At 39.5% G+C, this 20,731-nt stretch carries 12 protein-coding genes; 10 read left to right on the forward strand and 2 right to left on the reverse strand.

The window, feature by feature from the left end:
- Window positions 1-77 precede the first annotated feature (77 nt).
- Window positions 78-9,416 (forward strand): T9SS type A sorting domain-containing protein, encoded by a 9,339-nt coding sequence (locus ACHRV5_RS16740; protein WP_395427499.1) that lies wholly within the window; start codon window positions 78-80, stop codon window positions 9,414-9,416.
- Between the two features lie 50 nt (window positions 9,417-9,466).
- On the forward strand, window positions 9,467-10,318 hold the full coding sequence (locus ACHRV5_RS16745) for an outer membrane beta-barrel protein (protein ID WP_047777320.1): 852 nt from the start codon (window positions 9,467-9,469) through the stop codon (window positions 10,316-10,318).
- Window positions 10,319-11,208: 890 nt separating this feature from the next.
- Here the strand turns inward: ACHRV5_RS16745 and ACHRV5_RS16750 are convergent.
- Both ACHRV5_RS16750 and ACHRV5_RS16755 read right to left on the reverse strand, forming a co-directional pair.
- Window positions 11,209-12,783, reverse strand: coding sequence for a Na+/H+ antiporter (locus tag ACHRV5_RS16750; RefSeq protein WP_395427500.1), 1,575 nt, complete (start codon window positions 12,781-12,783; stop codon window positions 11,209-11,211).
- A gap of 80 nt (window positions 12,784-12,863) precedes the next feature.
- The gene (locus tag ACHRV5_RS16755; protein ID WP_395427501.1) at window positions 12,864-13,832 is read right to left on the reverse strand and encodes a LysR substrate-binding domain-containing protein; all 969 of its coding nucleotides are present in this window, start codon (window positions 13,830-13,832) and stop codon (window positions 12,864-12,866) included.
- 137 nt (window positions 13,833-13,969) lie between these two features.
- Here ACHRV5_RS16755 and ACHRV5_RS16760 point away from each other — a divergent pair, with 137 nt between their 5' ends.
- The 8 genes from ACHRV5_RS16760 to ACHRV5_RS16795 all read left to right on the forward strand — a co-directional run bounded on the left by ACHRV5_RS16760 (window position 13,970) and on the right by ACHRV5_RS16795 (window position 20,516).
- A complete protein-coding gene (locus ACHRV5_RS16760; protein ID WP_047777315.1) occupies window positions 13,970-14,389 on the forward strand; it encodes an OsmC family protein in 420 nt (139 codons plus the stop codon).
- Between the two features lie 40 nt (window positions 14,390-14,429).
- Entirely contained in the window at window positions 14,430-15,227 is a 798-nt protein-coding gene (locus ACHRV5_RS16765; protein ID WP_395427502.1) for an alpha/beta hydrolase, read from the forward strand.
- A 167-nt stretch (window positions 15,228-15,394) separates the two neighbouring features.
- Window positions 15,395-15,544: a hypothetical protein gene (locus ACHRV5_RS16770; protein ID WP_395427503.1), complete on the forward strand. Its 150-nt coding sequence runs from the start codon at window positions 15,395-15,397 to the stop codon at window positions 15,542-15,544.
- On the forward strand, window positions 15,528-16,022 hold the full coding sequence (locus tag ACHRV5_RS16775; RefSeq protein WP_395427504.1) for a DUF6169 family protein: 495 nt from the start codon (window positions 15,528-15,530) through the stop codon (window positions 16,020-16,022). The genes ACHRV5_RS16770 and ACHRV5_RS16775 overlap by 17 nt, the downstream gene beginning before the upstream one ends.
- A 38-nt stretch (window positions 16,023-16,060) precedes the next feature.
- The gene (locus ACHRV5_RS16780; RefSeq protein ID WP_395427505.1) at window positions 16,061-16,708 is read left to right on the forward strand and encodes an NAD-dependent epimerase/dehydratase family protein; all 648 of its coding nucleotides are present in this window, start codon (window positions 16,061-16,063) and stop codon (window positions 16,706-16,708) included.
- A 103-nt stretch (window positions 16,709-16,811) separates the two neighbouring features.
- Entirely contained in the window at window positions 16,812-17,828 is a 1,017-nt protein-coding gene (locus tag ACHRV5_RS16785; protein WP_395427610.1) for an LLM class flavin-dependent oxidoreductase, read from the forward strand.
- A 228-nt stretch (window positions 17,829-18,056) separates the two neighbouring features.
- A complete protein-coding gene (locus tag ACHRV5_RS16790) occupies window positions 18,057-19,469 on the forward strand; it encodes a PLP-dependent aminotransferase family protein (protein ID WP_395427506.1) in 1,413 nt (470 codons plus the stop codon).
- Between the two features lie 696 nt (window positions 19,470-20,165).
- Window positions 20,166-20,516 (forward strand): hypothetical protein, encoded by a 351-nt coding sequence (locus ACHRV5_RS16795; protein ID WP_082210637.1) that lies wholly within the window; start codon window positions 20,166-20,168, stop codon window positions 20,514-20,516.
- The last annotated feature ends 215 nt before the right edge of the window (window positions 20,517-20,731 follow it).

Below are 20,731 nucleotides of genomic sequence, written 5' to 3' on the forward strand. Positions count from 1 at the left end.
TATTCTGATTCAAATTAGAAATATAAGTTAAAATATCATACAGTAATGCTAACAGATCAATTTAATATTAATAAATTATGAAAAAACTCTACTTATTATTAATCCTTCTCTTTTTTGCGGTGCATCATATTGCCGCGCAAACTACAGAAACGTTTGAAACTGCCACTGTAGGTGCTTCCAGTTTTACAAACGGAGCGAAAACGTTCAACCTAAGCAGTAACTACCTTAGCTTCACTGCTGCATCCTTTGCGGGTACTGGTTATAACGGCTCGAACCAATACATTCAGGTTCAAAATGCAGCTGCAGGAGGTGGTCTCGGACAAACCGGTACGATCTCTGATGGTACAGGCAGTTTTAAACTAAGTAATTTATGGATTTTCCTGACCGGTAACGCTGGCTTCACTGCAGGTGTTACAAGTGATGGAGCGGCCGGCTCAGTCACTTTCAGAGGTAAACTTGCCGGTGTTACCCAATTTACAGTAGTAAAAAATACGACCGGCGCTAGTTTAGGCATGGCGCTACCAGGTAATGGTTTCTTATTTCTCAACTTTGCTACCGAAGGAGGTACAGATAATACAGCTGTCGTTATCGATCAGCTTGAAATTCAATTAAGCAGCAACTATAGTTATTTTGCTGTGGATAATTTTACATTTTCAAATGGTGCAGTAGCACCAACAGTAAGTACTACAACAGCAACAGGTACCGGATCTGTAAAAGCCACCATGGGTGGTAATGTAACAGCCGATGGTGGTGATGCTACTATAGAAAGAGGAATCGTTTGGGGCACAGCAGTCAACCCGACTACTGCCAACAATAAATTCCAAATCGGAACAGGAACGGGAATCTACTCAGGTATCGTTTCTTCCTTTCCCCCATCAACCCTTATTCATTATAGAGCTTATGCTAAGAATAGCGGAGGTACCGCTTATGGGAATGATTTAACATTTACAACAACAGCAGCTTTAAACACTTCTTCAACACCATCTAGTAATGTTTCCTGTAATGGAGGTAATAATGGTGTAGGAGCAGCAACTGTAACGGGAGGCTCCGGAGGTTATACCTATTCTTGGGCACCTTCAGGAGGTAACGGATCAATAGCTACCGGTTTAGCTGCGAATACTTATACCCTTACTATTACTGATAGTGAAGGCACAATCATAACACGAACATATAATATTACACAACCCACAGCTATTAGTTTAGTTACCGGATCAAGTAGTAACGTATCCTGTAATGGCGGTAATAATGGTGTAGCCAGTGTGACACCTACCGGTGGAACACCCGGATATTCCTATTCATGGGCACCATCTGGAGGAACAGGTTCTACTGCTTCCGGTTTAGCAGCAGGTACCTATACGGTAACAGTTACAGATGCCAATACTTGTCAGGCAACCAGAACATTTAATATTGGACAACCGGCTGCAGCACTTAGTCTCGCAACAGGCTCCAGCAGCGATGTGTCTTGTAACGGAGGTTCAAATGGTGTAGCAAGTGTAACGCCTACCGGTGGAACACCCGGATATACCTATTCATGGGCACCATCAGGAGGAACGGGTTCAACTGCTGCAGGTTTAGCAGCAGGGACTTATACGGTAACAGTTACTGATAATAATACCTGTCAGGCAACCAGAACATTTATAATAGGTCAACCAGTTGCACCTCTTAGTCTGGCAGCAGGATCTAGCAGCGATATATCTTGTAACGGAGGTGCCAACGGTGTGGCTAGCGTTAGCCCTACCGGAGGAACATTTCCTTACACTTACTCCTGGGCACCCTCAGGTGGAACCGGATCAACGGCCGCAGGTTTAACAGCAGGAACTTATACGGTAACAGTTACCGATAATAATACCTGTCAGTCAACCAGAACATATGTTATAAATGAACCAGCAGCACCAATTAGTCTGGCAACAGGATCTAGTAGTGATGTATCCTGTAACGGAGGTGCTAACGGTGTAGCGAGTGTTTCTCCTACTGGTGGAACATTTCCTTATACCTATTCATGGGCACCGTCCGGCGGAACCGGATCAACGGCTGCAGGTTTAACAGCAGGAACGTATACGGTAACAGTTACCGATAATAATACCTGTCAGTCAACCAGAACGTTTGTCATAGGTGAACCAGCAGCGCCACTTAGTCTGGCTACAGGATCCAGCAGTGATGTATCTTGTAACGGAGGTGCTAATGGTATAGCAAGTGTTACTCCAACCGGTGGAACATTTCCTTATGCTTTCTCTTGGGCACCATCCGGTGGAACCGGTTCAACGGCTACTGGTTTAGCAGCAGGTACTTATACCGTAACTGTTACGGATAATAATACGTGTCAGACAACCAGAACATTTGTTATAGGAGAACCAGCAACTGCACTTGTAGCTTCAGATGGAGGGCAAACCAATGTTTCCTGTAATTTGGGAGCTAACGGATCTGCTACTGTTAATGCAACAGGAGGAACTCCAACTTATACCTATTCTTGGGCACCCGCAGGCGGAACTGCTGCAACAGCAACAGGATTGACTGCAGGAACATACACTGCGACTGTTACAGACGCCAACGGATGTACAGCAACACAAAGTTTTACTATTACAGAGCCAACGGCTATTATTGCAAGTGCAGCAGCACAAACTAATGTAAATTGTAATGGAGGCTCCAACGGATCTGCCGCTGTAACTGCAACCGGAGGAACTGGAACTTATACTTACTCTTGGGCACCAGCTGGTGGAACTGCAGCAACAGCAGCAGGACTTACAGCCGGAACATACACTGCAACTGTTACAGATGCTAACGGATGTACTGGAACGCAAAGTTTTACTATTACCGAGCCAACTGCTATTATTGCAAGCGCAGCAGCTCAAAATAATGTGAGTTGTAATGGAGGTGCCAACGGTACAGCTACTGTAAGTGCAACCGGAGGAACTGGAGCATATACGTATTCATGGGCACCAACTGGTGGAACAGCCGATACAGCAGCAGGATTAACTGCAGGTACTTATACTGCAACTGTTACAGATGCTAACGGATGTACTGGAACGCAAAGTTTTACTATTACTGAACCTGCAGCACTTGTAGCTTCAGATGGAGGACAAACAAATGTATCTTGTAATTCAGGAGCTAATGGAACGGCTACTGTTAGTGTAACAGGAGGAACAGGTTCTTATACTTATTCATGGGCACCAGCTGGCGGAACTGCTGCTACGGCTTCAGGATTAACTGCCGGTAGCTACACTGTAACGGTGACAGATGCCAATACTTGTTCTACTACGCAAAGTTTTACGATCACAGAACCAGCTTCACTTGTAGCTTCAGATGGAGGTCAAACGAATGTTTCCTGTAATTCAGGAGCTAACGGATCTGCTACTGTAAGTGCAACCGGAGGAACTGGAACCTATACCTATTCATGGGCACCAACTGGAGGAACTGCTGCTACGGCTACAGGACTTACAGCAGGTACCTACACTGTAACGGTAACAGATGCCAATACTTGTTCTACTACGCAAAGTTTTACCATTACTGAACCAACTGTTATTGTTGCGGCTCCTGTCGCACAAACCAACATCGCTTGTAATGGAGGTGCTACCGGATCTGCTACCGTAACTGCAACCGGAGGAACTGGAACTTATACCTATTCATGGACACCTTCTGGCGGAACTGCTGCAACAGCATCAGGATTGACAGCCGGAACATATACAGCAACTGTTACAGATGCAAACGGATGTTCAGCAACTCAGAGTTTTACTCTTACAGAGCCAACTGCTATTGTTGCAACTTTAGCAGCGCAAACCAATGTATCTTGTAACGGAGGTGCTAACGGTTCAGCTACTGTAAGTGCTACTGGAGGAACAGGTAGCTATACCTATTCCTGGTCGCCATCTGGAGGAACTGCTGCAACAGCAGCAGGATTAACTGCAGGTACTTATACCGCAACTGTTACAGATGCAAACGGTTGTACCGCAACTCAAAGTTTTACTCTTACTCAACCTGCTCCACTTGTTGCTTCAGATGGAGGACAAACCAATGTTTCCTGTAATTCAGGATCTAATGGATCAGCAACAGTTAGTGTAACTGGAGGAACGGGTTCTTATACGTACACATGGGCACCAACTGGCGGAACTGCTGCAACAGCGACAGGATTGACAGCTGGAACTTATACAGTAACCGTAGAAGATGGTAATGGATGTACTACAACACAAAGTTTTACTATTACTGAACCAACTTTACTAGTAGCTTCAGATGGAGGACAAACCAATGTATCTTGTAATTCAGGAGCTAACGGATCTGCTACTGTAAGTGCAACCGGAGGAACTGGAACTTATACCTATTCATGGACACCAACTGGCGGAACTGCTGCAACAGCAACAGGATTGACAGCTGGAACATATACAGCAATTGTTACAGATGCTAACGGATGTACGGCTACTCAAAGTTTTACGATCACAGAACCAACTGCTATTGTTGCGGCTCCTGTCGCGCAAACCAACATCGCTTGTAATGGGGGTGCTACTGGATCTGCTACTGTAACTGCAACCGGAGGAACTGGAACTTATACTTACTCTTGGGCACCAGCTGGCGGAACTGCTGCTACAGCAACAGGGCTTACAGCCGGAACCTATACTGCAACTGTTACAGATGCTAACGGATGTTCAGCAACTCAAAGTTTTACTCTTACAGAGCCAACTGCTATTATTGCAAGTGCAGCAGCGCAAAACAATGTGAGTTGTAATGGAGGAGCCAACGGTACAGCTACTGTAAGTGCAACCGGAGGAACTGGAGCATATACCTATTCATGGGCACCAACTGGTGGAACAGCCGATACAGCAGCAGGATTAACTGCAGGTACTTATACTGCAACTGTTACAGATGCTAACGGATGTACTGGAACGCAAAGTTTTACTATTACTGAACCTGCAGCACTTGTAGCTTCACAGGGAGGACAAACCAATGTATCTTGTAATTCAGGATCTAATGGATCAGCTACTGTTAGTGTAACTGGTGGAACAGGTAGTTATACCTACACATGGGCACCAACTGGTGGAACTGCCGATACTGCTTCGGGATTAACTGCAGGAACTTATACAGTAACTGTAACGGACGCTAATGGTTGTACTACAACACAAAGTTTTACTATTACTGAACCGGCAATTCTTGTTGCTTCAGATGGAGGACAAACCAATGTATCTTGTAATTCAGGAACTGACGGATCTGCTACAGTTAATGTAACCGGAGGAACTACAACCTATACCTATTCATGGGCACCTTCTGGTGGAACTGCTGCAACAGCAACAGGATTGACAGTAGGAACTTATACAGTAACTGTTACAGACGCCAACGGATGTGCAGCAACTCAAAGTTTTACGATTACAGAACCATCCGCTCTTGTAGCTTCAGATGGCGGACAAACCAATATAACCTGTAATTCAGGATCAAATGGATCTGCTACTGTAACTGCAACCGGAGGAACTGGAACTTATACTTATTCATGGGCACCAGCTGGTGGAACTGCTGCAACAGCATCAGGTCTTACAGCCGGAACATACACGGCAACTGTTACAGATGCTAACGGATGTTCAGCAACTCAAAGTTTTACGATTACTGAGCCAGCAGCTCTTGTAGCTTCAGATGGAGGGCAAACCAATGTTTCCTGTAATTCAGGATCTAATGGATCTGCTACTGTAAATGTAGTTGGAGGAACTGGTACTTATACGTACTCATGGGCGCCTTCTGGTGGAACTGCAGCTACGGCTTCAGGATTAGCAGCAGGAACTTATACTGTGACTGTTACAGATGCTAATGCATGTACTGCTACTCAAAGTTTTACTATTACTGAACCGGCAGCCCTTGTGGCTTCGGCAGGAGCTCAGGACAATGTATCTTGCAATTCAGGATCTAATGGATCGGCTACAGTTAGTGTAACCGGAGGAACTGGAACTTATACGTACTCATGGGCACCTTCAGGAGGAACTGCTGCAACCGCTTCAGGATTGACTGCAGGAACTTATACAGTGACTGTAGAGGATGCTAATGGATGTACGACCACACAAAGTTTTACTATTACTGAACCGACAGTACTTGTTGCTTCAGATGGAGGACAAACCAATGTATCTTGTAATTCAGGAGCTGACGGATCTGCTACTGTTAATGTAACCGGAGGAACTACAACCTATACCTATTCATGGGCACCTTCTGGTGGAACTGCTGCAACAGCAACAGGATTAACAGCAGGAACTTATACAGTAACTGTTACAGATGCAAACGGATGTTCAGCAACACAAAGTTTTACTATTACTGAACCAACTGCTCTTGTAGCTTCAGATGGCGGACAGGCCAATGTAACCTGTAATTCAGGATCTAATGGATCTGCTACTGTAACTGCAACCGGAGGAACTGGAACATATACCTATTCATGGGCGCCAGCTGGTGGAACTGCTGCAACAGCATCAGGTCTTACAGCCGGAACATACACAGCAACTGTTACAGATGCTAACGGATGTTCAGCTACTCAAAGTTTTACGATTACTGAACCAGCCGCTCTTGTAGCTTCAGATGGAGGCCAAACCAATGTATCTTGTAATTCAGGATCTAATGGATCTGCTACTGTGAATGTAGTTGGAGGAACTGGTACTTATACGTACTCATGGGCACCAACTGGTGGAACTGCTGCAACAGCATCAGGTCTTACAGCCGGAACATACACAGCAACTGTTACAGATGCTAACGGATGTGCTACAACTCAAAGTTTTACGATCACAGAACCGGCAGTCCTTGTGGCTTCGGCAGCAGCTCAAGACAATGTCTCTTGTAATTCAGGTTCTAATGGATCTGCTACTGTTAGTGTAACCGGAGGAACTGGAACTTATACGTACTCATGGGCACCTTCAGGAGGAACTGCTGCAACCGCTTCAGGATTGACTGCAGGAACTTATACAGTAACTGTAGAGGATGCTAATGGATGTACGACAACACAAAGTTTTACTATTACTGAACCGACTGTACTTGTTGCTTCAGATGGAGGACAAACAAATGTGGCCTGTAACTCAGGAACTGACGGATCTGCTACTGTAACTGCAACCGGAGGAACTGGAGCTTATACATATTCATGGTCACCAGCTGGTGGAACTGCTGCTACAGCTTCAGGATTAACAGCAGGAACTTATACAGCAACGGTTACAGATGCTAACGGATGTTCAGCAACACAAAGTTTTACTATTACTGAACCGACAGCACTTGTGGCTTCAATTGGTTCTCAAACAAATGTTGCTTGTAACTCAGGATCTGACGGATCTGCTACTGTAACTGCAACTGGAGGAACTGGAACTTATACCTATTCATGGTCACCATCCGGTGGAACTGCGGCTACGGCTTCAGGTTTAATTGCAGGAATCTATACAGCAACTGTAACAGATGCTAACGGATGTACCGCAACACAAAGCTTTACTATTACACAACCAACCGCTATTGTTGCGACTGCAGCTGGACAAACAGATGTTACTTGTAACGGAGCTGCTACAGGTTCAGCAACAGTAAGTGCAACCGGAGGAACTGGAGCTTATACGTATTCTTGGGCACCAACCGGCGGAACTGCCGACACTGCTTCTGGATTAACTGCAGGAACTTATACAGTAACTGTAACGGACGCTAATGGTTGTACAGGTACACAAAGCTTTACGATCACTCAACCAGTAGCTTTAGATGCTACAGTTGCACAAACAAATGTAACTTGTATTGGAGGTGCTGATGGATCAGCAACAGTTAGCGCAGCTGGTGGTACATCTCCATACACTTATATCTGGTCACCAACTGGAGGAACAGCTGATACAGCAACGGGATTAACTGCCGGAACCTATACAGTAGTAATTACAGATGCAAATGGATGTACTTTAACAAAAACAGCTGTTATATCAACTAACCCTGATACTACAGCTCCGGTACCGAATGTAACAAACTTACCGGATATCACTAACTATTGTGCTATTACATCGTCTGAAATTGCAATTCCAACAGCAACTGATACTTGTGCAGGAACAATAAATGCCACAACAACAGACCCATTAAATTATACCGCAGTAGGAACTTATGTAATTACTTGGACTTATGATGATGGTCATGGCAATAGTTCAACACAAAATCAAACACTAAATGTCCTTGCTTCACCTATTGAAGGTGTAACTTTAAGTGATGTTACTGCTACTTTTGACGGAAGTTTACATACTATTGAGGTTGCAGGACTTCCAGCTGGAGCTAGTGTCCTATACACTATATCGCCGATAACAGGAAGTGCAAATGGTGCTATTGACGCAGGAACTTATTTGGTTACTGCATTTGTATCACCAGCACCAGGAACTAATTGCTCGCTAATTACGCTAAACGCAAATCTTACCATTAATAAAGCTCCACAACAAATTACTTTTGGTGCTTTACCGGTTAAAACTCTTGGAGCAATCAACGATTTTACTTTAGGAGCTTTCTCTGACTCAGGTTTGCCAATACGTTATTCTGCAACATTTACTTCTCCTCTACCACCGGCTACTGTTACTGCCGCAGGTTTAGTAAGCATGATTAGATCAGGTCAGATACTTATTACAGCTCATCAGGATGGTGACAGTAATTATTTACCGGCAACATCTATTTCACAGAATTTAGTAATAATGAACAACAATGCCGATCTTACAAAACTGACAATTGGTACTACTGTTTATGATAATCCGGCACAACAGATTAATTATTTGATGACGTGCGACGAAGGAAACAGTCTTACTATTTCAGCTTTAAACGGATCAAATGCAACTATCAGTCCGGCTGCTACTTTTACTATTCCGTTACCTAAACCGGGAATTTACAATCAAGTTCTTACGGTAACTTCAGAAGATGCAAGCGTTGTTAAAAATTACACTATTACAGTATCAAAACCTTTTAATTTCTTTGATATTGCTCGTCAGAAATTTAATAACGTGCTTCTTGTAAACAACAATCCACAAACAAATGGTGGTTACGAATTTGTTGCTTACCAATGGTTTAAAAACGGTCAATTAGTTGGAACAGGTCAATACTATTCAGCTGGAGATAACATCAACAACACGTTAGATCCTACTGCTGATTATATGGTAAAAATGACAACTAAAGATGGAAAAGTACTGCAAACATGTCCTACTAAGATTCCAGTAGTGAACTCGCTAACAGCTAAAGTTTATCCAAACCCAATTCAAGTAGGGAAAGTGGTAACTGTTGAAGCTGACTATCCTGAGGAGGAATTGCAGAACATGCAGATAAGCTTATATACTGTTACTGGTCAACTGGTAAAAACAATGAAATCATCGACAGTAAAAACAGAAATACAATTACCTCTGGCAACAGAGAGCAATATGTATATTGTAGTTATTGAAACTGCAAATGTTAGAAAAACACTGAAAGTAATTGTAAATAAATAAAATCTGCCGGTGCCGCTTCAACAACGGCACCGGCATAAAATAACTTTAAGATGAAAAAATATATAATAAACTATATAACATCGTTATCGATGATTACAGCACTTTTAGGCTCCGTCTTAAATAGTTTTGGTCAGGATAAAAAACATGAGTTTTCAATTGCAGTCGGTGGTCCCTCCTCTTTTTTAGATTATAAGACTTCCGGTCAATTGGTAGAAGGAAACGGATTTAGTGCCGGTTTACGTTATGCCTATTATTTAAGTGAAAATTTAAGTATCGGAATTGGTGCTGAATACCAGTCCTATAATACCGATGCTAAATTTCAAACGATCTCCGGGCGCTATGCGGCTACTGACTCTGAAAAGGAATCATTCCAATTTAGATTCAGAGCAACCAATTTAAGAGAAGAGCAAAAGCTAGGCTATATCAATGTTCCGCTTCATATTCAATTTGAAACTCCCGGAACAACTAAATTGTATGTTGCAGCCGGAGCCAAAATAGGTTTTGCCATAAACGGAAGCTATGAATCCACAATACAAAATCTAACGACAAGTGGTTATTATCCACAATATAATGTCGAATTATTTGGTCCAGCCTTCGCAGGATTCGGAAGTACAAATAATGTAAAAGTAGGTAAACAGGATCTTAATGCCGAAGTGTCTTACTCTGTCACTTTTGAAACCGGAGTAAAACAAATAATTGGAGACAAAAGTTCGATCTATCTGGGCGCATATCTAGACTATGGATTGAATAATGTATATGACAGAAATACCAGTAAACATCTGGTTCAATACAATCCCGGGACAACTGCTCAATTAGAGCACAATACGGTATTGGATTCACCATTTACAAATGATGTGAGATTGGTTTCTTTGGGATTAAAACTAAGATTTGCAATTCGATAAACCCTTACAATTTAGATAATTTCCCTTGAATTCATTAAGACCAGTAAAGTTAGCTTTACTGGTTTTTTTTATGGAACAAATCAAAAAATTGCCAAATACTAAAAATTGAGTGCAAATAGTAATCTTTCTACTGTGAAAAAAAGTCCTTTTAATTCGTTTGATTCTATCCAACTCTTTTTATGATACTGGTAATGAGGTTATTTCAATTTGTGTGCTTCGATCTTTCTTTTATTCTTTTTTTACGCAGATTTAGCAGATTTGGCAGATTTATTTTATTTTTTTTTGCTTCTTGCAAAAATCCGCCAAATCTGCTAAATCTGCGTGCTATTTAATTCTGAAATTATCTGTTTTAATACTATTCTGCAAAAGTCAACAATTCCTATTCGAAGTTCTAAACGTGCTTTCTTAAAATTCTATCTAACTCTTTTTTAAGTTACTGATAAGCACGTTGTTTGTATTTCTTGTTTTAGAGTATTTTGCCATGAATTTCACCAATTACCACATTTTTTTTTGCCCCTAATTAAAAGGATTTAGACAGATTATCTAATTATTTTAATCCTTTTGTTTTTTACGCAGATTTGCTTAGCCTGTTTGCTATACCCAGGCTGCTTTTTTTTATTGTCTTCCGCGAAAATCCGCAAAATCCGCAAAATCTGCGTGCTATTCTATTTTACTAACATCCTGCAAAATAATCGAGTTCAGATTAAAAAGGATTTGCTCTTAGCTTTCTATTATCAACTTCAAAATATTTTTCTCCAGATCACAGAATACTATTTATAAAAACACTACAACATTTGGGTTTGGCCTATTTCGATCTCTAGTACGAACAAACTTTTTTATTCAATTTGAAAAAAATCAAAACAACTCCAATACCTGCAGTTCAACCGAATTCATATATACCTCAATCTTTCCTCTTCAAGATCCAGATATCGCAATTGGTTTCGAATGATTTCTTCATTCAGAGTCGCCTCCTCTTTATTTCTGTTAATCAGCCAGGCTCTTTGTTCGCTTAATATTTCTATATAAACCACTTTACATTCCTCGGCCATTGTTACATCAGTGGTCATTTGTTTGTTATCCTCCCATTTCCGCGCCAATTGTTGTAAGGCCGGTTGTTCCTTAAGTACTTCACTATACTTTGTATATAATTGCTCCAAAGCTTTTTCTGCCAGTTGTCTTCGAATTAAAATTACCGTTTCCTCTTCGGGAACTACCTGATCAGGATCGTTTAAATGTATTTTTCGTATTAAAAAAGGCAAAGTCAACCCCTGAATGAGCAAAGTCAACAGAATAACAACAAATGTGATAAAGAGAATTAAATTTCGCTGTGGAAAAATTTCTCCATTATCCAAATGCAATGGAATCGATAAGGCAGCAGCAAGTGAAACCACCCCACGCATTCCCGACCATCCAAGTACTATCGGGACTCTGTAACCCGGATGTCTCGAATCAGCTACTGTAATAAAATTACGGGCAATAAGCGTAATAATTACAGCGCCGTAAGCAGATATAATTCGCGCTATAATTATCACGGCAGTAATCAAAACACCATAACCAATCGCAGCTGAAATACTAACGCCTTCAAGACCTTCTGTAATTTCAGGCAAATCCAATCCGATTAATAAAAATACGATGCCATTCAAAACAAAACACAAACTTTCCCACACACTTGAGCCTCTTATACGAGAGCGACTGCTAAGAAAATGATGCCGGTAATACGATAAAAATAAGCCTCCACTTACAACCGCTAATACACCGGAACTGTGTACTTCTTCGGCCGCCATATACATGATATAAGGTGCAAGAAGAGTTAAAACAATATCAATATTAGAGTCGGTTGGTAAGTATTTATGGGCTTTCATAAAAATGAATGCAATTAGTAAACCAATACCAACACCACCAATTAACATCCAACCAAAATTTAGCACTGCTTCGTACCAAATAAATTGACCCGTTGCCACCGCTATCATCGCAAAACGAAAAATAATCAGTGAAGAAGCATCGTTCAACAGACTTTCTCCTTCTAAAATAGAAGAAAATCTTTTCGGCACTTTTACAAATTTTAAAATGGCTCCTGCACTTACGGCATCAGGAGGCGAAATAATTCCGCCCAATAAAAAACCTAATGCCAGTGAAAATCCCGGAATAAAATAATTCGCCACAAAAGCAACTGACATTGCAGTAAGAAATACCACGACGAAAGCAAAACTGGCAATAATACGTCGCCATCGCCAAAGTTCTTTCCATGAAATTGCCCATGCAGCTTCATACAATAAAGGAGGTAAAAATATAATAAAAAGCAACTCCGGTTGTATATGCAGAATCGGAACTCCGGGAATAAAACTAATTCCCAATCCAGCCAAAACCAATACTACCGGGTACGCAACTTTTATCTTGTTGGCCAACATTATTAAAAATAAAATGACCACAATAAGACTTAAATAAAATGGAAAGTTTTCAATCATTTGATTCCTTATTTAATTGATTTATAAAGATATAAAATTGATAAATCCGGGGTTGTTTTTTTACATAGAGTTCAAAAAATCTAAAACTTACTCACCGCATCAACAAAATAAGGAGAGTCGTTCCATCTAATTTTTTTATAGCTAAAATTAGCTTTAAGTGCCTCCGGCAAACAACTCCAAATCGCTTCATTCATCTTTTCTAATAGTAACTTTTTAGAAAAAGTATCCGATACCACAAAACTGATTTCACGTACCGGTTTAGGGTCTTTAAAAGGTTTGAAAAGCGTATTTTCCTTTTCGTTTAAAATAGAAAGCTGCGGAATAATAGCAAAACCTAACTCCGCACGAACCAAATTTTTGAGCGTTTCAATAGAACTTATATCGTAACTAAACTGCTCTTTTATTTTTCCCGGTGTTTTCAAACCACAGATATCCAATAATTGCGCATTGTAACAATACTCATTCTGAAGCAATAATAAAAAGGGTTTGTCTCCCGGTTGAATTTCATAAAAATCCTCACTTGCCATCGGGTGTTCTTTATTCAGATACGCCACAAATGGCTCCTTAAAAATCGGATGTTCCATCAGATTTTTATTTCCGGTAGGTGTCGCCATAATCGCTACATCAAGAGCACCGGTCTCTACATCATGCATCAATTGTCCCGTATTGGCTTCCTTGATGATAAAATGAACTTTTGGTGTAACCTCTTTCATCGTTTTAATAAACAACGGAATTAAATAAGGAGATAAGGTAGAAATCACGCCAATTTTCAACTCCCCTTCCAGCATATTCTTTTCGTTTACCACAAAATCGCGGATTTCATTCGTCTCACGCAAAATTTTCCTAGCCCTGTTTATAATCTCTTTTCCAAGTTCCGTTGGTGTCAGTGGTACTTTATTTCGATCAAAAATTTTAATTCCGATTTCTTCTTCGAGATTTTTTAGCTGAATGGTCAATCCGGGTTGCGAAACCATACAAACGTCTGCAGCCCTTGCAAAATGGCGCTCCTCGTCTAAAGCTACTATATATTTTAACTGTTGAATTGTCATGATTATAAATTTATCTTATAAAGATACAAAATTATCAATTTGATTTATAAAACTACTCGCTCTAAATTTGTCCCATCAAATCAGAACAATGATTTGAAAAACTCAAAAAATTTAAAATAACATAAAAAAGTAAGATCATGAAATTTACAAGAACAGCAAACGCAAATTGGAAAGGTACAGGAATGGAAGGAAAAGGGACCATCAGTACACAAAGCACTACCTTAAACAATGCACAATTATCCTTTAAAACCCGCTTTGCAGAAGGTGTAGGAACAAATCCAGAAGAATTAATTGCAGCCGCACACTCAGGATGTTTTACCATGCAACTGAGCTTTTTGTTAACCGAAGCCGGTTTTATCCCCGAAGATTTGAATACAAAAGCAAAAGTAACCTTAGAAGACGGAACCATTACTTTAATTCAATTAGAACTCGAAGGAAAAGTTCCGGGAATCTCAGAAGAACAATTTCAGGAATTAGCTCAGAAAGCAAAAGCAATTTGTCCAATTTCAAAACTACTGAATACAGAAATCACGCTATCAATTACACTAACAGCTTAATTATAAGTAAATAACAAATTAATTTCTTTAAATTTATACTATGAAAACAACAACAGCAAAAGAACAAATGAAGTCCTATTTCATGTTCGCAGTATTATTTTTCTCCTTGCTATTTTCAACTACTATTGCAACAGCACAAACCACTCCACCGGTAAAAAATGTAGTTTTAGTGCACGGTGCTTTTGCAGATGGTTCAGGATGGAGAGCTTTGTATGATATTTTAAGCAAAAAAGGATATCATGTAACCATTGTGCAGAACCCACTGTCTTCTCTTGAGGATGATGTAAACGCAACAAAAGTAGTTTTAGACAACCAAGACGGACCAACTGTTTTAGTCGGACATTCCTGGGGTGGATCTGTAATTACAGAAGCCGGAAACCACCCAAATGTAGTCGCTTTGGTATACGTTGCAGCTTTCCAGCCCGATAATGGAGAAACTACCGTACAATGGCTAAAAACTGCTCCTCCAGCTCCGGAAAATGGAATCTTAAATCCCGACGATAAAGGAATTGTATATTATGACAAAGCCAAATTCCACGCCGGTTTTGCTGCCGATATTCCAAAAGACCAAGCCGACTTCATGTATGCTTCTCAAGGCGCTTTTTATGCCAAAGGCTTTGGAACTCCAATTACAAAAGCGGCCTGGAGAGACAAACCAACTTACGGAATTGTAGCCACCGAAGATAAAAGTATTAATCCGGAAATAGAACGTGCCATGTACAAACGTTCTAAAACAAAAATAACGGAAATAAAAGGTAGTCATGTAGTGTTTATGTCGCAACCAAAAGCAGTTGCTGACGTAATTATTAAAGCATCAAAAGAGAGTGCTAAAAAATAACAATAGCTTCTAAAAGGCTTATAAAAGATGCTGTCTTACTTTATTGGGAGACAGCATCTTCTGTTAATTTACTTATTTTCTCCAAAGGCGTAAAGTTACTTTGCTAAAAAAAGCATAAACTATTAAATTACATTTTGTTGTATCAAAACATTCCTTACTTTTGTAAGATGAATAAGATAGTTCTAAATAAAAAAACTGTTATTGAATCTGTAGCTAAAATGGCTGCAGACAAAACTATCGTTCGTTCCTACTTAAAAGGAAAAGTTTCTTTAGAGATATTGAAAGAAAAAGGAATTACTCTTGCCAAGCCCTTATAATTATTCTTTCGACGAAATTACGCAATCCTATCATTTTAAAACAAAAAATGCTATTACATATCGCATAGCGTTTATTGTTGACCAAACCTTTAGTGCAGTTTCCGGTTTTGAAATGAACAATATTTATCAAATAGTTATTGAAAAAGTCGAAGATACTATTGAACGATTAGACAATCAGGTCGCTGCAACCATTCAAGCAGTAGTCTTATCCTTTTTTGAGAATTCTCAAAATGCAATGATCTATATTTGTGATGATAAAGATCGTAAAGGAGAAAAAAGATTTAATACATTTGAAAGATGGTATAAAGCTGTTGCAACCGGTAACCCGATAACAAAGATTAATAATATAATTGTCTTTAAAATCGAAAATCAGGAGTGGCCATTATATACCTCATTATTGTACCATCAAGATAATGTCAATAAAGATACAATTGTAGAGGTCTATCATACACTTCAGGAAATATTAAATGATAAGTAAAAGGCGGAACTTTACAACTATAAAATTAAAACAAAAACATGAGAGTAATTATTACAGGTGCCACAGGAATGGTTGGCGAAGGTGTTTTATTAGAATGTCTTGACAACTACGCGGTCAAAAAAGTATTAATGATCAACCGTAAAGCTTCCGCAATTAAACATCCAAAACTGGAAGAATTAATTGTATTGGATTTTATGCAACTAAGCCGCTACACTGATGTTCTGAAAAATTATGATGCCTGTTTCTATTGTGCCGGCGTAAGTTCTGTTGGAATGGACGAAGTAAAATATACCTATGTAACGTACGATACGACTTTGGCTTTCGCGCGAGCATTATCCGAAATTAACCCCAACATGGTTTTCAATTTTGTTACCGGAAGTCATACCGATACTTCCGAAAACGGAAAAGTAATGTGGGCACGTGTAAAAGGAAAAACAGAGAATGATTTAATGAAATTACCCTTCAGAGGGCAATATAATTTCCGTCCGGGTTTTATGAAACCTTTCAAAGAACAGAAAAATGTAAAAACCATATTTAAAATGATTATTCCGTTTTTCCCGCTTTTGTTTCCTAAAAAATCTTTGACTTTGAAAGATGTTGGACAGGCGATGATTAATACGGTTAAAGACGGTTATCCGAAGCAAATTTTGGAGATAGAGGATATTAAGGTGTTGGCGGAATTGTAATTTAATTTCTGCCCTTTTTCTGCATTTAAAAGTAAACTAGCCCCCTTGATTATCCGCTTTTCCAAACCCAAACCATTTCAAAATTTAATACCTTTACTACATGATCGAAATCGGAATAGACAGTTTTGCGTCGGCGATGTACGGCGATAACAACAGACTTAGCCCTGTAGAGGCAATGGAGCAATTACTTCAGCGAATTGAATTTGCGGATCAGGTTGGTCTGGATGTATTTGGAATTGGCGAACATCATAAAAAAGAATTTTTAGATTCTGCTACCACTGTAATCCTAAGCGCAGCCGCAGCACGCACCAAACAAATTCGTCTGACTAGTGCCGTGAGCGTTTTAAGCGCCGCTGATCCTGTACGGTTGTATCAAAGTTTTACAACACTGGATTTAATTTCTAAAGGAAGAGCAGAAATTGTAGTTGGTCGTGGTTCCTCTATTGAAGCTTATCCCCTTTTTGGATTTAATCTGAACGATTACGATGCTCTTTTTAAAGAAAAACTGGAACTTCTACTACAAGTTCGCGATACTGAATTTGTGACCTGGTCGGGGAAATTCCGTCCGGCATTGAATAATTTACCTGTCTATCCGAGAGCGTTACAGGACAAACTACCCGTTTGGCTTGGTGTTGGCGGAAGTCCCGAATCCTTTGTCAGAGCCGGAAGTCTCGGCTTGCCTTTGATGGTAGCCGTCATTGGAGGGCAAACACACCGATTTCGCCCGTTGATTGATTTGTACCGGGAAGCGGGGAAAGCAGCAGGCTATCAACCCGAAGATTTAAGAGTTGGCTTACATTCCCCGGGTTATGTATCAGCCACTACCGAAAGTGCCATCACAGAATACTATCCCGGTTATGCCGAACTTTGGACTAAATTAGGAAAAGAACGAGGTTGGCCACCGGTTACCAAAACATCATTTGATTATCTTATCGACGAAAAAGGCGTTTTGGTTCTTGGAAGTCCGGAGCAAGCCGCAGAGAAAATTTTACGTCACAGTGAAGCCCTTGGAGGCATTTCAAGATTTACGTTCCAGATGGATAATGCAGGACTTACGCATACACAATTGATGAACGCAATAGAATTAATCGGAACAAAAGTAAAACCACTGCTACAATAAGCAGCGGTTTTACTTTTTATTTTTCATTTTTTGCTCTTTATAATCCATTCTCTATAATCTTTTCTCTTTTCTATTCTCTATTCTCTATTTTCTATTCTCTATTTTCTATTTTCTATACTTCACGTCTCACTTCCAACTTCTAACAAACAATTCCTTTCAATCTATAAGAAATTGAAGTAAATTTGGACTATCAACTCATTCTATTTCTTAACGCTTTAAATAGTCCAGATGTTACGACCTTGGTCACTTGAAATTCAATTAGACAAAAAATCAGACAAAGCCCTGTATCTGCAAATTGCTGATGCTATTATCAATGCTGTTAAATCGGGAAAATTAACCAAAGGCAATGCATTACCCGGAAGCAGGCAGCTTGGCGCTTTATTAAATGTAAATCGCAATACCGTTATTGAAGCTTTAGAGGTACTAATTGTTGAAGGCTGGCTTATTACCATAGACCGAAAAGGAACTTTTATTGCAGATGTCATACCTGAAATTGTTCTTACCCCAAAAAACGAAACAAAAGCAAACGCCACTTCCGAAGAAACCAAACCCTATCTTACTTTTGATGATGGTCATCCCGACAGTAGTCTTGCCCCTACCAATGATCTTGCCCGCGCTTACCGCGAAATATTTAGTAGAAAATCCCGCTGGCAAATCATGGGATACAGCAACGAATTTGGCGATATTGAATTCAGAAAAGCAATAGTGCAAATGTTGAATTTCAAAAGAGGAATGAATATCACATTAGATCAGATTTGCATTACGCGAGGCAGCCAAATGGCAATGTATCTGGCTTCCCACTGTTTACTCTCAAAAGGAGATTTTATTATGATCGAAAATCCGGGATATCAACCTGCCTGGGAAGCCTTTGAGAATGCCAATGCACAGCTTTTGCCTGTAGCGGTCACTTCTGATGGTTTAGACATCGATCAGGTGGAAGCCTATCTAAAAAAATACCCTACTATAAAAGCGATTTACGTTACACCGCACCACCAATTTCCTACTACGGTAACGCTTAGTTTGAAAAAAAGATTGAGGCTTATTGAATTATCCAATCAATACAACTTTACCATAATTGAAGACGATTATGACAATGAATTCCATTTTGGTCAACGTCCTGTTCTGCCAATTTCCAGTTATGACAATGCTAAAAACTTTGTCTATATCGGTACCTTAAGCAAAATCGTTGCACCGGCACTCCGCATTGGTTATTTGGTAAGTGCAGCTGAGAATATTCAAAAAGCAGGCAAACACAGGAAAATAATTGACGTACAGGGAGATAATATTATGGAAGAAGCCGTTTTACAACTTATTAATGACGGTAAAATCAAAAGGCATCTTAAAAAAACCAATCTCATTTATAAGTCCAAAAGAGATTATTTTGAAAAACTGCTTACCGAGCATCTCAAAGATAAAATTACATTCAGCAGACCCGAAGGAGGATTGGCTTTTTGGATCGTCCCAAATTCCGAAATTGATGTACTGGCAACCTTTGAAAAATTACAACGCAGCGGCATCAAGATAATGAGCCCCCAGAAGTTTAGCTTTGGTCCGGCCATTTCAGGGTTTAGATTGGGATACGCTTCACTCACTGAAAAACAAATGGAAGAAGGAATTAGGGCTCTCGCTAAGATTTTATAATTTTAAAAACAAGAAAAACGGTTCTGTATCTTTGAGCTTCGAGGTTTGACTCAATGTCGTTAAATTAATGCTATTTTTTCACGCAGATTTTTCGGATTCTGCGGATTTTTTTATTTCATTCCGCTTAAATCTTCGTGAGCCTTTTTTGACGATTCTCGACATAATGACATTGGGGTTTGGCCGAAACCTATGGATCCGTTGGTTGAAATCAACGGCTATTAAACAATTTAAAAAAATGCGATATTGCCTAAATGCATTGTGCGTGAGAAATACTAATTGTAATTTTTACTACTCTTGAAATCTGTAATTTAGTAAGAATCTCAACTCAATTAATATTCTAAATTTAAATTATGTTAGTCGGTATTTAATTTGCTTTTCTGTTTTCTGCAAGGTCTTTTTTGACCTTGTAGGTATAATTTGAGTTATTAAAAACCTGCAAGGTCAAAAAAAACTTGCTGAAAAATCATAATACTTAAAAATCAAAGACTAAATAATTGGACAGCGGTTAAGAAACTATAAATCATGCCCTATAAATCTCTTATTGCGCTTAACAGAACAACACAGTTAATAATTTTTAGTCTTCAGGAATAAAAAAAAGACAGCATTTTTAATTTAGATTTCTATATTTGCAACAAAGTTGCGATAGACCTAGCCTTAAAAGAGGCTTACATACTCCCAACTTCATGTAAATCAAGAATGAAGAAAAAAGTAATTTTAATTAATCTTTTGTTGTCTTATACGGTGTTGTTTGCAATGCTGTTTCAGACGATACATTCTTATGAACATGTTTACAGGCAATTGACCGAAAAACATTGCGATCACCATTATGCTTCCAACCAAAAGCAAATAACGCACAGTCATACGGTAGAAAACAACTGTTCGATTTGTCATTTTGCGTTTAGTACGTTTATTCCAAACTCTTTTCAGGCCTTATCTTTCCATAAGACAAACTTTGAAAGCAGCTTTGTATTCTTTTATACCAAGGCCGTTTCAACCTTCTTTAAAGGTAGTCTTTTTGCCCTTAGAGCTCCCCCTATTTTAGTTTAGTTTACTGTATTCTTGTTTCAATTCTGAAAATTTTTTTTCCTATTTGCTAAAAATCAGGAAAAAGACATTGTTTCGTTGTGTTTTTATTGCAACCGTCCCAGTTCAAAACAACTTAAAACACACGCTTCTTTTTAGTTTAAAACAGAAATCCAACGACAGAATTCTCAGTAAACCCCTCTTATTTATAGTTCCAATACAATAGAAATCTGGCTTGT

This window comes from Flavobacterium sp. FlaQc-52, assembly GCF_044007495.1.
In the GTDB taxonomy this organism is placed as follows: domain Bacteria; phylum Bacteroidota; class Bacteroidia; order Flavobacteriales; family Flavobacteriaceae; genus Flavobacterium; species Flavobacterium cupriresistens.